The organism is Nonomuraea sp. NPDC052129, from assembly GCF_040680095.1.
Taxonomy (GTDB): domain Bacteria; phylum Actinomycetota; class Actinomycetes; order Streptosporangiales; family Streptosporangiaceae; genus Nonomuraea.
Map to the genome: position 1 here is coordinate 242,971 of NZ_JBFAVX010000002.1, position 13,986 is coordinate 256,956.

Below are 13,986 nucleotides of genomic sequence, written 5' to 3' on the forward strand. Positions count from 1 at the left end.
CGTGGCCGAGGTGCCCCTCCGGCCCGTGCGGACTCAGCCGCTCATGGCGACCGCGTCGGCCTCGGCCTTGGCCTTGGCCGCCTGCGGCGTTGCGGCCCCGCGCAGCGGGACCTGGCGGATGAACAGGGCGGCCACGATGCCGATGGCGGCCACGACCGCGCCCCAGGTGAACAGGGCGGTGATGCCGTTGGTGACCGCCTGCTGGAACAGGTCCTGGACCGCCTCGGGCAGGCGGCGCAGTAGCTGCGGGGTCATCGAGGAGGCCTGGGCGGCGACCGCGGGAGTGCCGATGAGGGTGTCGGTCAGGTGGTTGGCGTAGACGGCACCGAGCAACGAGACTCCGAGCGAGCTGCCCATGTTGCGGAGGAAGGTCGACACGCCGGTGCCCGCGCCCATGTCACGCAGCGCGAGGCTGTTCTGCGCGATCAGGGTGCTGGTCTGCATCAGCGCGCCCATGCCGGCGCCGAGCACCACCATGTAGAGGGCGGTCACCGTGGTGGAGGTGGCGACGTCCATGGTGGCGAACAGCGCCAGGCCAATGGTGACCAGGACGGCGCCGACGATCGGCACCGACTTGTAGTGCCCGGTCTTGCTGATCAGCTGGCCGGCGGCCAGACTGACGGCCATCGAGGCGATCATCATCGGCATCAGCAGCAGGCCGCTGTTGGTGGCCGAGGAGCCCTGGACGAACTGCTGGAACTGCGGCAGGAAGCCCATCGCGCCGAACATCGCGAACCCCGAGATGAAGGCGACCGCGCCGGACAGCGAGAAGTTGAGGCTCTTGAAGACCCGCAGCGGCATGATCGGCTCGGCCACGCGCCGCTCGACGAAGATGAAGGCGACGAACGTGACCACGGCCAGGGCGATCAGCCCGAGGATCTGGCCGGAGCCCCACTCGTACTGGGTGCCGCCCCAGCTGGTGACGAGCACCAGCGCGGTGATCCAGATCGTCAGCAGGCCGGTGCCCCACCAGTCGATCACGGCCTTGCCGGTGCCCTTGGGCAGCTTGGCCAGGGTGATCCAGCACAGGACCAGGGTGACCGCGCCGAGCGGCAGGTTGACGTAGAAGGCCCAGCGCCAGCTCAGGTTGTCGGTGATGAAACCGCCGATGAGCGGGCCGCCGATCATCGCGACCGGCATGACGGCCATCATGACGCCCTGGTACTTGCTGCGGTCGCGCGGCGGGATCATCTCGCCGATGATCGACAGAACGCCGACCATCAGTCCGCCCGCGCCCAGCCCTTGGATGGCGCGGAAGGCGACCAGCTGTGCCATATCCTGGGACGCGCCGCACAGCACCGAGCCGAGCAGGAAGATCGCCACTGCGGTGGTGAAGATGATGCGGCGGCCGTAGAGGTCGCCTAGCTTGCCCCAGATCGGCGTGGCCACGGTGGAGGCCAGGACGTAGCCGGTGGTCACCCATGCCAGGTGCTCGAGGCCGCCCAGCTCGCCCACGATCGTGGGAATCGCCGGGGCGACGATCATGTTGTCCAGCATCGCCAGCAGCATGGCGACGACCAGGCCGCTCATGGTCACCATGATCTGGCGGTGGCTGAACCCTAATCCGACCTGCTCTTCCGCTCCCGAGGCGGTGTCCGCGCTGTCCTTGGCCATTACGTGCGCTCCTGTCGATCCATAGAACTTACTTGTCGGTCGGCAAGCGTACTTGCTAACCGACCGGTAGGCAAATAGGCTGTGTAACAGTTTTGGAGCAAGAGGGAAGAGCCATGACCAAGACGGAGTCGGCGCCGGGTGCGCGGCGCAAGGGCAGCCAGACGCGAGCCGAGATCCAGGAGGCCGCGCTGACCCTGTTCACCGAGCACGGCTACGACGCCACCTCTATGCGCGAGATCGCCGAGCAACTGGGCATCACCAAGGCGGCGCTCTACTACCACTTCGACAGCAAAGAGGCCGTCATCGTCAGCCTCTTCACCGACCACATGCGGGCGATGGACGAGCTGCTCGACTGGGCGGCCGGGCAGCCGCACTCCCCGGAGCTGGCCGCCGAGCTGCTGAGCCGGTGGCTCACGATGAGCAGCCGGCAAGGGGTGCGGAACATGCGATTCGCCGTCGCCAACCACACCGCGCTGAAGACGGCCATGCCGACGGGTCAGAGCAGCCCGCTGGAGCGGACCGACCGGGCCACCCGGCTCATCCTGGGGCCCGGAGCCTCAGTGCAGGATCAGCTCAGCGTCCGGCTGGCCCTGCTCAGCGTGCACAGCGCCGTACTGGCCGCCCAGGGCACCGAGGCGACGAACGACGACATCGTCACCGCCGCGATGCGCACGGCGACACTCCTGGTCAGCCACCTGTTCCCCGACCTGCCTCTCCTCAGCCTCAGGGGACCGGAACCGCTGGCGGAGTGACCGGGGCCTCAAGGGACCGGAACCGCCCGCAGAATGACCGGGCCGAGGAGCGGGTTCAGTTCGTCGGCCTGCGACTGTCCGGCCGGGGTGAGCACGTCCACGGCCTTGGGCACGCCGCCCGGGTCGACGGAGCACAGGGGAGCGGTCCCGCCGGGGGCGCACACGCCGAACTGGTACGGCTGGGGAGTGGCGGTGAATCCCCTGGCCTGGTCGGCGCTGAACCCGTCCTGACCGGCGAGCACGACCGCGAACCGCCAGCCGGGCCCCGGCGTGCCGAAGTCCGCCTTAGGCAGGGCGATCGTGATCGTGCGGGTGGTGCCGGAGCCGCGGACGGCGGCCCCGGACCGGGCGGCGCCGGCGGCCGTCACCCAGACCGGGGCGGCGAAGCCCTGCGCCTCGACCCGCTGCGACCAGGCGTCCTGCTCGGCGATGCGGTAGTTGCGCTGCGGGAACGCCGGATCAGTTGAGCGCGCGGTCACGGCCGGGTCCTGTACGTAGACGTCGAGCAGCTGGGCGCCGATCTGGCTGCCGAAGGTGGGAGTGAGGTCGGCGATCTCGGCGCGCAGGTAGACGGTGCTCGCATCCGTGATCACCTGGAACCTGCGCAGGTCGAAGGCGCCCGCGTGGAAGTCGGCGGCCGTCGGGTAGGCGTAGGTCCCCGGCCCGTCGTCGTCGCCGTCGGGGTCGGTGACGTCGAGCACGGTGGTGGCGCCGGTGATGTCGCCGACGATCGACCGCCGGGCGTACCCGGTGCGGCCGTCGGAGGTTGTCGCGGCTACGGCGCGGTTGTCAGGGGTCATGGCGGTCACGGTGTGGCCGTCGGGGGTCGTGGCGGTCACAGTGAGCACGACCTCGCCGAACGAGACCGGCGCCTGGGCGGTGAAGCGGCCGTCGGCGCCGGCCCGTACCGAGACGACCTTGGTGGCGGCGCCGATGTCGATGGGCGTGGCCGCGACGTCTACGCGCGCGCCGGGCGCGGTGGTCCCTTCGACCGTGACCGACGTGCCGGCGGCCGTGCTCCCTTCCGCCGGGGCGGTGACGGTGAGCGGTGCCATGCCGGGCGTGCCGTGGGCGGCGTAGCGACGGCGTACGATCTCGGGCTGTTCAGCTGGGCGGCCCGCCGCGAGAGAGAGGACCAGCCGCACCTCCTGGGCCTGCGCCCACGTCAGCGGGGAGGCCGAGCCGGCGGGCTCGCCGTCGCGGAAGCCGATCGAGGCGGTGGCCGGGTCGGTGCCGTACGGCGCGGCGGCCAGGTCCGGGTTCTCCCACGCCTGCTCGGGGACCAGGCCGGTGCCGGAGGACATGGCCCGCATCGCCGCCAGGAGGGACGCCGCCGTACGCGGGTCGCCGGCCTGCAACGCCTGCTCGGCCCGTTCGCCGGACAGGACCGGCCACAGGTGGCCCGAGCCGGTGTTCGCGGTGGGCCAGGGCCGCCCGGACGGGGCGCAGGAGGTGGGGTCGGGCTCGTAGCAGTCGCCGTAGCCGTCCTCGGTGCCCGCGGTGTCGGAGCCGTAGCGGTACCAGCCCCGGCCGTTCGGCGTCGTACGCCCGATCACTCGGTCCACGACCGGCAGGCTGGCCAGCACGTCGGGGTCGGTGGCGGGCAGAATGCCCAGCCGGGTCAGCTCCAGGAACCCCGCGTCCACCACCCGGCGCTGGTCCTCCGTCGGGCCGCCGTTGCCGAGGTTGTACGGGGCGGCGGCGTCCGGGTCGCCGGTGCGCGACAGGCGCAGGAAGTAGCGGGGGGCGTACGGGCCGGTCGTGGTGACCGTCCAGCCCTTGACCGAGCGGGCGAAGTGGTCGGCGGTGGCCCGGTAGAGCCTGGCCCGGCCCTGGTCGTCGCGGCCGGCGGCGATCTCCCCGGCGGCGACGAGCCCGGCGATCTCGGCCGCGATCGTGGACGGCGAGTAGCCCTGCTGCTCCTCCCAGCGCTCGACGCCGAACGCGGGCCCGTGCGCGACCAGGAAGTCCGCGGCCTGGCAGACGTGTTCCCACAGGTCCGCGCCGATCCCGGCCTGGTGGGCCATCAGGATCGGGTACGCGCTCTCGTCGAGCTGGTCGCCGCCCGAGTCGGGGGCGAGCCGGCCGTTCAGCAGGGAGTTGCGCGGCAGGCGGCCGTCGGGCAGTTGCTGGCGTTCCAGCAGGAAGCGGGCTGTGGCGCGGGCGGTCGCCAGGTCGCCGTCGGTGAGGAAGCCGGTGAACGCCTCGTACAGGTCGCGGGCGAACACCTCGCGATACGACCCGAAATAGACCGCCTTGCCGCCCACCTTCTCGCCCGCGCCGACCGCCTGGCCCCACGGGCTGGCCAGCGAGGCGACGACGGCTCCGGGGAAGGTCTTGTCCTCGCTCGCCTTCAGCACGTTGGCGGACAACCGGTAGGCGTCGGCGAGCGAGGCGGGCGGCTTGCGCAGCCCCGCGTCGTAGGTGGCCCAGCCCGCCTCGTAGCGGGCTCGGGTGGTCTCGAACGGCCGGGCGGCGGCCGCGCCCGCGGTCCGCAACGCGGCGGCCGCCGTACGGCCGAAGCCGAGCGCGAAGGTCACCGCACCCGAGCCGTCCAGGGGCAGCCGGGCGGTGGCGACCACGTTGCCGTCCGGCGCGGTGGTGTTGGGGGTCAGCGTGTGGGCGGAGTCCAGTTGCGCGGCGCCGTCGCTGGGCGTTCCCGCGTAGCCGACGCCCGCCTGGGGCAGCCGCCGCTCGGCGCGCAGCGCCAGGTGGGTGGGTACGGCGTAGTCGCGGGCGGGCGCGGAGGTCTCGGTGTTCGGGTCGGAGATCACCGGGGCGCCGGTCGGGCCGTCCACCACGCCGCTGTCGGCCCCGCCGTTCGGCGCGCCGCCGCCTCCGTTGCCGTTGACGCTCGCGTCCAGGCGTACGTACAGGCGCAGTCCGGCCGGCTGGAGCCGGGTCCTGACCACGACGGCGTCGCTGTCCGGATCGGTGAGATAGGTGGTGGTCAGGCGGTAGCGGCCGGCCTTGCTGGAGGAGGTGATCGTGCAGGTCATGCCGGAGCGGTCGGTGCTCACCTTGTAGGTGGTGTCGCGGGACTGCAACTCGGTGAACGTCGTGCCGTCGGTGACGGCGAACTGCATCGTCTCGACGTTGGTGTTGTCGATGGTCGGCTCGTAGACGTCGGACAGTACGCCGCCCGCGACCGTGTACCAGACCTTGGACGCCCGGCCGGCGGCCGTACCGACGCAGTCCTTGCGTGCCAACCCGAAGTGGGACGCCGCACCCGGCCCGGCCGGAGCGGGACCCCGGGCCATGGCGGGCGCGGCGGGCAGCCCGACCAGCGCGGCGGATACGACGAGGGCAAGTGTGAACCGTCGAACCGTGGCCATGCCGTGCCCCCTCGGGTCCGCCCTTTCGTTGCAGAGAAGACCAGGCCCTGATCCGTGTCAACCCCGACCCGCGGTGAGGCGGCGAAGGCCGTACTCGATCGGGCCGTAACGATGGCTCCGCAGCCACCACCAGCTCAGCCCGAGCAGGAGCGCGTAGATCACCGCGGCCACGCCCATCACGGTGAGCGGCGACAGCTTGCCCGCCAGGGCCAGCCCGTAGCCGGTGAAGATCAGGCAGCAGAGCAGCGACTGCCCGATGTAGTTGGAGGCCGCCACCCGCCCGGCCGGCGACAGCACGCCGATGACGGCGGGAAAGCGCGTGAACACCTGGAGCAGGGTGACCACGTAGGCGGCCGTCAGCAGCACCGAGCCCACGTTGTTCACCGCCAGCGCGACCAGATCCAGCGTGTCCCCGGATGAGGACGACACCCAGGCGAAGAAGACCGCGGCGGGCAGGCCGACGCCGAAGCCCACCCACTGGACGCGCGGCACGAGATGGGCCCAGCGCGCCGGCTCCTCGAACAGCCGTGACCGGCCCGCCGCCAGCCCGAACAGGAACATCGCCAGCGCCATCGGCCCCTGCCCGATCCACACCATCGCGGCCAGCGCCGGGTACGTCTCCACCTGGAACGACAGGAAGCTCAACGGCCCGCCCGTGACCAGCGCCTCCGCCCGCGCCCCGGCCGCCGCGTCGGTCACCGCCGCCGTGCCGGCCGCCGTGCCCGTCGCCGGGTCGAGCAGGGTCAGCCCGGCCAGCAGCAGCCAGATCACCGACATGACGCCGATGATGGCGCAACCGGTGACGACCGCCTTCCTGGGCGAGATGCCGCGCATCGCCAGCAGGATCACCCCGAGCGTGGCGTACAGCGTGAGGATGTCGCCGACCCACAGCAGGAACCCGTGCAGCACCCCGATCACGAAGAGACCGAGGCAGCGCCGCAGCATCCTGGCCTTGACGTCGACCCCGTCGCGCGTCTGGAGCGTGAAGGAGTAGCCGAACAGGAAGGAGAACAGGATGTAGAACTTCGTCAGCACCAGCGTGCTGATGAGGTACGCGACCGGCCCTTCGGTGATGGGCATCGTGCCCGTCCCCACGGAGTAGCCGGGATCGGCGAAGAAGCCGATGTTCGCCACCAGGATGCCCGCCAGCGCGAACCCCCGGACGGCGTCGATCTCGTGCACGCGCCGTGAGCCCGGCGCCTCGGTCAGAGTCATGATCCTGACGCTAGAGACGCCGAGCTCCCCGGCACATCGATCCTTGGCAGCCTCCGGCACCGACCAAAGTCGCAAGGTCCCATCCCAGAGACCTCAGCCCCGACGGACTGTCTTCTTCTGCTCCTCCGGAGGAGGTTTCTCTCCAGAAGGACCCGAGCCGTCAGTTGACGGTCACACTCCGCAGCAGGTTGTCGTACCCGGTGGCCGCCTCCCAGACGTTGTCGTCGGCCAGCCGGATCGAGTACTCCGAGGCGTGCTCCACTTGCTGAGGGACGTGCGGAGCGGCGCGAACTATCAGAATGCTGATGGATGCACCCTCAAAAGCCTATTGGCCGCCTATGGTTCCCGAGGGCGACCATGTGGTCATGACCCAACGCATTCTGATCGCACTGACCAGCCACGCCGCACTGGGCGACACCGGCAGGGACACGGGTTTCTACGTCCCGGAGGCGGCCCATCCGTGGGAGGTCTTCACCGAGGCGGGCTTCGAGGTCGACCTCGTGAGCGTCGCCGGTGGCGAGCCGCCGCGCGACGGGGTGGACTTGGACGATCCCGTCCAGCGGCGCTTCCTCGCCTTGCCGTCGCTCGGCGACACACCTCGGCCGGAGGACGTTGATCCGTCCGGGTATAGCGCGATCCTTTTCGCCGGTGGGCACGGCACGATGTGGGACTTCCCTGACAACCCTGCCTTGGCCGCTCTGACCCGTACCATCTGGGAGAACGGCGGCGTCGTCGCCGCCGTGTGCCACGGCCCGGCCGCCCTGGTCGGCGTGACGCTGTCCGACGGCACGCCGCTGGTGGCGGGGCGCCGGGTGGCGGCCTTCACCGATGCCGAGGAGGCGGCCGTCGGGCTGACCTCGGTGGTTCCCTTCCTGCTCGCCTCCCGCCTGCGCGAACTGGGCGCCGAGCACGTGCCAGGCCCCGACTTCCAGCCGCAGGTGATCCGCGACGGCCGCCTGGTGACGGGCCAGAACCCCGCCTCCGCCATGGGTGTGGCCGAAGCCGTCGTGTCCGCCCTGGCCGACGTCCCCTCAGACACCGGCACGGCACCCGTGAACCCCACGGACATCACCGTGCGGACCAGCGACGGTCCCATGGGTGGATACCTCGCTCGCCCCGCCGGGGACGGTGTTTATCCGGCCGTCATCGTGGCCCACCAACTGTTCGGGCTGACCGAGGACGTGCGCGCGGTCGCGGACCGGATCGCGGGCATGGGGTACGTGGTGCTGGCCCCCGACTACTACCACCGCGCCGACCCGGGAGTGGAACTGCCGGCCACCGACGAGGGCCGCGCGCGCGGGTTCGAACTGATAGCGACGCTGAGCCGTACAGGAGTGCTGGAAGACACCCGCGCGGCCGTCGACTACCTGGCGGCACGCGCCGACACGAGCGGCGCGGTCGGCATGGTGGGCCTGAGCCTGGGCGGCCACCTGGCCTACCTGGCCGCCACCCAACTCGGCTTCCCGATCACCGTGGTCCTGTACGCGGGCTGGCTGACGGGCACCGACATCCCGGTGAGCAGCCCGGAGCCCACGCTCGACCTGACCCCGGGCATCAAGGGCAAGCTGGTGTACATCGTCGGCGACCGCGACCACGCGATCACCGAAGAGCAACGTACGGCGATCGCCGAGCGTCTTCAGGCCGACGGGATCAGGCACGAGATGGTCGTCTTGGCGGGTGCCCCACACGCCTTCCTGGCACAGGAGGACTCGCCGTACCACGCCGAGACCTGGCAGCGCATCGAACGGGCTCTCGCCGACGAACTGGCCTGAGCCGTCCCGAGCCGCAGGAGAACCCTCAAGTAGCATCCGTCGTGCGGGCAGAGCGACATTTCTACTGGTCACGAGGGGTGTAGCGATTGAACAGCGCAAGGGATCCCGAGGCCGAGATCCGGGCACGGCTCCAGGAGCATTGGGCGGCCTCCGAACGCGGCGATGTCGACGCCGAGCATTCGATCTACGCCGCGGACGCGATCCTGGACTACCCGCAGTCGGGCGAGCGCTTCAGAGGCCGGTCGAGGATCCAGGCGCAACGCGGCGGGCACCCGGCCGAACGGCACTTCACCATCCGCCGGATCCTGGGCGGCGGCGACGTCTGGGTGAGTGAGTGTGTGATCACCTATGACGGCGTGCCCACACACTCGCTCAGCGTCATGGAGATCACCGATGGTCTCGTGACGCACGAGACCCAATACTTCGCCGACCCCTTCCCCGCGCCTCCCAGCCGGGCTGCGCTGGCCGAGCCGATCCCGGTCCGCGACCAATAGGAAATGCACGCCCGGCCGCCCACCATCCCGGCCTGGCCGGGCGGGACCACCCCCTCGATCGATCGGCGGTCTCGCTCGGCCAGGCCGCGTAGTCGTCTCCCTGGACGATGGGCGGTTCGCGGGGTCAGGCCGCGACAGGTGAGTACGCGGCCGCGTCCCCCTTCAGCACCGTGCTGGTCCGTCCGTCCACGTCCACCGGGACGTCGCCCGCGATCGTGACCCGGTGCAGGCGGCGCGGTTGGTCGCCGAAGTCGTGCACGACGCGGTGCTGGGTGGCGCGGTTGTCCCAGATGGCCACGTCGCCGGGCGCCCATCGCCAGCGGACGGTGTTCTCCACCTGGGTGACCTGCTCCTGGATCAGCTTGATGACCGAGGCGGAGGTCTGCGCCGACAGCCCGGTCAACCGCTTGGCGAAGTCGCCCAGCAGGATGGCCCGCTCGCCCGTCTCCGGGTGGACGCGCACCACCGGGTGCTCGGTCTCGTAGACGGTGGCGGCGAACACCTCGGCGTACTCGCGGGTCCGCGCGGGATCCTCCGACGTCGCGATGCGTGCGTAGTCGTACTGGTTGGTGTGTACGGCCCGCAGCCGGTCGAGCAGGTCGCGCAGCTCGGCCGGCAGGTACTCGTAGGCGGCCACGGTATTGGCCCACAGCGTGTCGCCGCCCGCCGGGGGAATGGTGATGGCCCGCAGGACCGAGGCGAGCGGCGGCCGGTCGACGAACGTGACGTCGGTGTGCCAGCGGTCGACCTTGTGCCCCTTGCGATAGTCGAGGTCGAGGATGTGCGCGTTGTCGTCGAGGGCGGGCACGGTGGGGTGCGCGGTGGTCAGGTCGCCGAGCAGCCGGGCGAAGGCGACCTGACGCTCCTCGTCCAGGTGGTCCTGGCCGCGGAAGAAGAGCACCTTGTGGGCGAGCAGCGCGAGGCGGATCTCGGCGACGACGTCGGCGGGCAGGTCGCCGCCGAGCCGTACACCGCCGACCTGGGCGCCGATCCGTCCCGCTACGGGGTCGATGTACAGGGTTGACATGGATGTGGTCCTTCCAGGAGATGGGATGTCGGCCGATCAACGGAAGGACGGACAGAGCGCGCTGGCCACGCGGCAGAAGTCCACGTGACCTCGGATGGTGAGAACCATGGGCGTCACAGTTCTCACCGTAGATCGGGGACGCTCCTATAGTCAACACAACAGGTAGGAAATAAGGGTTTTAGTATTTCGCGCAATCCGCGTGTGGGGCTGACGCGAATAAGGGGTGACTTTCTCGGGAGGAAGCGATGCGCGCTATCGAGCCCCTGCGTACGGGTGACCCACGCCGGCTGGGCGTCTATCGGGTGATCGGCCGGATCGGCAGAGGCGGCCAGGGCGAGGTGTACCTCGCGGAAGCGGACGGGCCGGACGGGCCGACCGGGCAGCGTGTCGCCGCGAAACTGCTGAACGCCGGGTCGTGGGACGACGAGCGGGCGCAGCGCATGTTCATGCGCGAGGTGGCCCTGGCCAAACAGGTGGCCCGATTCTGTACGGCCCAGGTGGTGGACGCCGGGATGCTCGGCTGTCAGCCGTACTTGATCAGTGAGTTCATCGACGGGCCCTCCTTGGCCGAACGGGTGGCGAGGGACGGTCCGGTCATCGGGAGCGCGCTGGAGCGGCTCGCGATCGGGACCGCCACCGCCCTGACCGCCATCCACCAGGCCGGCATCGTGCACCGCGACTTCAAGCCGGGAAACGTGCTGATCGGTCCCGACGGTCCACGCGTCATCGATTTCGGCATCGCTCGTGAGGCGGACACCACGGCCACGGCGACCAGTCAGATCATGGGCACGCCCGCGTACATCTCGCCGGAGCAGCTCGCGGGCTCGCCCGCGGGCGCCCCCTCCGACGTCTTCGCCTGGGGTGTGACGATCGCGTTCGCGGCTATGGGGAAGGCGCCGTTCGGGCAGGACTCGATTCCTGCGGTGATCAACCGCGTGCTGAACGATACGCCCGATCTGTCCCCGATCCAGCTGCCGTTGCGCGAACTGGTGGAGCGATGCCTCGCCAAGGACTCGGCGACGCGGCCCACCGCGCAGGAGCTCCTGCTGACGCTGCTCGGGGGTAGGTCGGGCGACCTCAAGGCCGCCGCCGACCTCGCCCCGCCCGCCGCCCTGTCCGCAGCCTCACTTGCCGTCCCGCCTGCAGCCTCGCCTGCCTCCCTGTCCGCCAAGCCGCCCACTGAGTCGCCTGCCGGGTTGTCCGCCGGGCCGCCCACTGAGTCGCCCTCCGGGCCGTCCGCCGAGCCGCCCACTGCGCTGTCAGCCGAGCCGTCCGGTGGGTCGTCCGGGAGTGCCCGGCCGAGGCGTCGCGTGGCGCTTACCGTGGCCGCCGCCCTGCTGGTCGGTGCTGGCGTAGGCGCGGCAGCCGTACGGCCGTGGGCCCCGCGGACGGTGAGCGCGGGCACCCGGACCGGCGCGACCGTCACCACCCACCCCCCGACGCCCGGCCTGACGACGCCCGGCCTGACCACGACCGGCCCGAGCGCGACCAGCCTGACCACAACCAACCTGACCACCACCGGCCTGACCGGGACCAGCCCGGCCATCCCCAGCGCGACAGGCAGTTCGACGGTGCCGGTCGTGGCCGGGTTGCGGCAGAAGGACGCGACGTCCAGAATCCAGCAGGCCGGGCTGACCCCCGGAAAGCTCACCCCGGACTGCTCCACCGCTGGCCCGACCGGCCGCGTCCTGCGCGCCGCCCTACGGCCGGGCACGAGCACGGTCGACCTGGTGATGAGCGCGGCCCGCGCCCGCGTGCCCGACGCGCGCGGCTGGCCGCTCGACGCGGGAAAGGCGGCCGTGGAGAAGGCCGGCTTCACGGTGAAGGTCGGCTACCGGAAGGGACCCGACTGGATCGGCAAGGTGGCGGCCCTGAGCCCGCCCGCCGGAGCGACCGCGTGCACCGGCACAGAGGTGGAGATGTCGATCGGCGTCAAATGATCGGCGGCCGTTGGGCGCGCGGCAGAATTCAGGCATGTGCGTCGAGGAGCTGTCCACGGCCGAGCGCCGGGTGTGGACGGTGGCAGCAGGCTGTTGAAGCCGTTGGTGGCCTCCCAGACGTTCTCGTTGGCCAGCCGGATCGAGTATTCGGACCGGGACGACAGCTGCGGGTCGGGCAGGTCGAGCAGCAGCGCGTAGGTGCCCGCCGACATGCCCGACGGCAGCGTCACGTGGTCGATCGCCGCCGTGCCGCCCGCGAGACAGAGGCGGGGATGGCGTTGACCGGGAAGCGGTACACGGCCTAGGCGGCGGGTGATCTCGGCCAGGCAGTCGCCGCTGTTCCAGCCGCTGATGACGTCGGGGTAGTAGTCGGTGTTCAGGTGCGTTCGTGAACCCGGACGGGTTCGGCCTGGTTACCGAGGACTCTGCCCGGTGGGCGCGCGGGGCCTGAGGAACTTAAGAATTTCGCCGAACGCCCGAAGACCGCGTCGTGTTCGCGGTCTTCGGGCTGTCCTGCTCGGGAAGGCGCCGCTGGGTTAGTTGTGTTCCAGTACGTCCTTGGCCACACGCTCGACGATGTGGCCGATAAGACGGGACAAGTCGGCGCAGTAGACGGACGGGTTGAGATAGCCGGTTCCGACCTTGTAGCGGTGGGCGTAGAGTCCACCGCCGCAGATGTTGCTGATCGGGCAGGCCTTGCATGTGTCGCAGAGCGCGTCAGCACCGATCTGCCGGGCGACCGAGCCGGGCTGCAGCATGAGCGCGTCGAGCGAGTCACGTGACACATGGTGGCCGCTGATCGCGGCTCGATTGAAGGACGACTTGAGCTGGTGGCAGAAGTCGATCGAGCCGTTGGTGTCGATAGTGAGCGATTGGAAGGGTGCGAGTCCTACGGTCTCCGCGTGGCTGTGCCCGCCCAGGACGAGGTTGATGATCTCGTCGAACAGGCGGATCGACGTCGGACGTACCGGAGCGTCATACCATCGATCGAAAATCGGGATCAGCCAGTCGGCGTACGTCGTGGTATTCGAGTCGCCACCCCAGGCCGGCGGCGGCTGGTTCCAGTTTCCATGCGGGAGCAGGAAGTCGACCATGGGCGGCTCATGGGCAATGAGCATCTCGTAGACGTCGATCGGGTCGTTGGCCACGTCGACCGTGCACAGCAGGCCGGAGAACAGGTCGCGATACTCCGGGGTGCGCAGGGCGTTGAGGCCGCTGATGGTCGCGTCGTAGCTGCCGCGACCGTTCGCGTACTTGCGGTGCCGGTCATGCGCTTCCCGGCCTCCGTCCAGACTGACGTAGGCGCGGATTCCACATTCACGCATCAGCCGGAGGTTGTCCGGGGTGAGGAGCACCGCGTTCGTGGTCATACGGATGTCGAGCTCGATGCCAGGTGGCGTCTCGGCGTGGAAGCGCTCAGTGAGATAGGTGATCAGTTCGGGGCCCGCCATGAGCGGCTCGCCGCCGTGCAGAACCACCTTGGCATCAGGTATGTCATCGGCGTGGGCCCGCATGTGTTCACCGAAGCGGGCGGCGGCCTGGTCCACGGTGTCCTTCGACATAGTGGCCGGGTTGTCTTTCCAGCTGTCATCGGCCATCTCGTATACGTAGCAATAGTCACACGAGAGGTTGCACCTGCTGTGAACTTTGAGAACGAATTCGACGAATGGTTTTGGCCGCCACTGCGGATCCGCCAGGGCCGCGTCGACGACATCCTTCGTCGGCCACTCACTGACCTTGGTACCTAGGCTCACCATCGAGTTAAGGCTGATCAGGGGGAGTTCTCTCACTTAAACCATCCTTACCCTGTATTTTCGCAGGGAGAAGGCTGCGCGGC

The 13,986-nt window shown here is 70.1% G+C and carries 9 protein-coding genes; 4 read left to right on the forward strand and 5 right to left on the reverse strand.

Annotation, left to right across the window (positions count from 1 at the left end; all coding sequences use genetic code 11):
- Positions 1–33 precede the first annotated feature (33 nt).
- A complete protein-coding gene (locus tag AB0L53_RS06025) occupies positions 34–1,614 on the reverse strand; it encodes an MDR family MFS transporter (RefSeq protein WP_363990995.1) in 1,581 nt (526 codons plus the stop codon).
- Positions 1,615–1,727: 113 nt separating this feature from the next.
- On the opposite strand from AB0L53_RS06025, the gene AB0L53_RS06030 reads away from it, so the two are divergent.
- Positions 1,728–2,366: a helix-turn-helix domain-containing protein gene (locus AB0L53_RS06030; protein WP_363990998.1), complete on the forward strand. Its 639-nt coding sequence runs from the start codon at positions 1,728–1,730 to the stop codon at positions 2,364–2,366.
- 8 nt (positions 2,367–2,374) lie between these two features.
- On the opposite strand, the gene AB0L53_RS06035 is transcribed toward AB0L53_RS06030, so the two are convergent.
- Both AB0L53_RS06035 and AB0L53_RS06040 read right to left on the reverse strand, forming a co-directional pair.
- Entirely contained in the window at positions 2,375–5,701 is a 3,327-nt protein-coding gene (locus tag AB0L53_RS06035; protein ID WP_363991001.1) for a glucodextranase DOMON-like domain-containing protein, read from the reverse strand.
- Between the two features lie 57 nt (positions 5,702–5,758).
- Positions 5,759–6,916 carry a DUF418 domain-containing protein gene (locus AB0L53_RS06040; RefSeq protein WP_363991004.1) on the reverse strand — a complete coding sequence of 386 codons (1,158 nt, stop codon included), beginning with the start codon at positions 6,914–6,916 and terminating at the stop codon, positions 5,759–5,761.
- A 365-nt stretch (positions 6,917–7,281) separates the two neighbouring features.
- Here AB0L53_RS06040 and AB0L53_RS06045 point away from each other — a divergent pair, with 365 nt between their 5' ends.
- Together AB0L53_RS06045 and AB0L53_RS06050 are read left to right on the forward strand one after the other, a co-directional pair.
- Positions 7,282–8,688: a dienelactone hydrolase family protein gene (locus AB0L53_RS06045; protein ID WP_363991007.1), complete on the forward strand. Its 1,407-nt coding sequence runs from the start codon at positions 7,282–7,284 to the stop codon at positions 8,686–8,688.
- Between the two features lie 86 nt (positions 8,689–8,774).
- Complete coding sequence (locus tag AB0L53_RS06050) at positions 8,775–9,182, forward strand: nuclear transport factor 2 family protein (protein WP_358429809.1); 408 nt, start codon at positions 8,775–8,777, stop codon at positions 9,180–9,182.
- Between the two features lie 124 nt (positions 9,183–9,306).
- Here the strand turns inward: AB0L53_RS06050 and AB0L53_RS06055 are convergent, their stop codons facing one another.
- Complete coding sequence (locus AB0L53_RS06055; protein WP_363991010.1) at positions 9,307–10,209, reverse strand: TauD/TfdA family dioxygenase; 903 nt, start codon at positions 10,207–10,209, stop codon at positions 9,307–9,309.
- Between the two features lie 245 nt (positions 10,210–10,454).
- On the opposite strand from AB0L53_RS06055, the gene AB0L53_RS06060 reads away from it, so the two are divergent.
- Positions 10,455–12,149 (forward strand): protein kinase, encoded by a 1,695-nt coding sequence (locus tag AB0L53_RS06060; RefSeq protein ID WP_363991013.1) that lies wholly within the window; start codon positions 10,455–10,457, stop codon positions 12,147–12,149.
- Positions 12,150–12,685: 536 nt separating this feature from the next.
- On the opposite strand, the gene AB0L53_RS06065 is transcribed toward AB0L53_RS06060, so the two are convergent.
- Entirely contained in the window at positions 12,686–13,939 is a 1,254-nt protein-coding gene (locus tag AB0L53_RS06065; protein ID WP_357947893.1) for an FxsB family cyclophane-forming radical SAM/SPASM peptide maturase, read from the reverse strand.
- Positions 13,940–13,986 lie beyond the last annotated feature (47 nt).